The sequence below is a fragment of the Massilia sp. NBRC 108631 genome (assembly GCF_059704565.1).
Genome location: NZ_BAAKJE010000251.1, coordinates 1 through 479, shown reverse-complemented (window position 1 = coordinate 479; position 479 = coordinate 1). Strand labels below are relative to the sequence as shown.

The window sequence follows — 479 nt, the reverse complement described above, 5'->3', positions numbered from 1 at the left end:
TTGCTGCCGACGGACGGTTCAATTCCGGCTTCGGACAGGCGTTCGCTATAGCGGATCGATACATATTGCGACCCGCGATCACTATGGTGAATCAAGGCATCATCGCGTTCCGGCTGGCGCGCGTACAGGGCCTGCTCCAGTGCATCGAGCACGAAGTCAGTACGCATGGAGCTGCTCACGCGCCAGCCGACGATGCGGCGCGCAAAGACGTTGATGATGAAGGCGACGTAGACAAAGCCCTGCCAGGTCGACACGTACGTAAAATCGGACACCCACAGCTGGTCAGGGCGATCAGCGCGGAACTGGCGATTCACCCGGTCCGAGCCTGTCAGAATTTTTGTGTGTCCGGGGTCATGAAATAATACCGAAAGGGACGTTCCATGACCGAAGCAATGACCACTAAAAAACCTAGGAAGAAAAGAGCACCGCCGCCGTTTCCCGTCGAGCTGATCGACCAACTGCTGGCCCAGGTGCAGAAC

General features: G+C 57.4%; 1 pseudogene. It reads right to left on the bottom strand.

Annotation, left to right across the window (positions count from 1 at the left end):
- Nucleotides 1-320, bottom strand: a pseudogene (locus AC6H42_RS27395) (DDE-type integrase/transposase/recombinase); the annotation flags it as partial.
- Nucleotides 321-479: the final 159 nt, after the last annotated feature.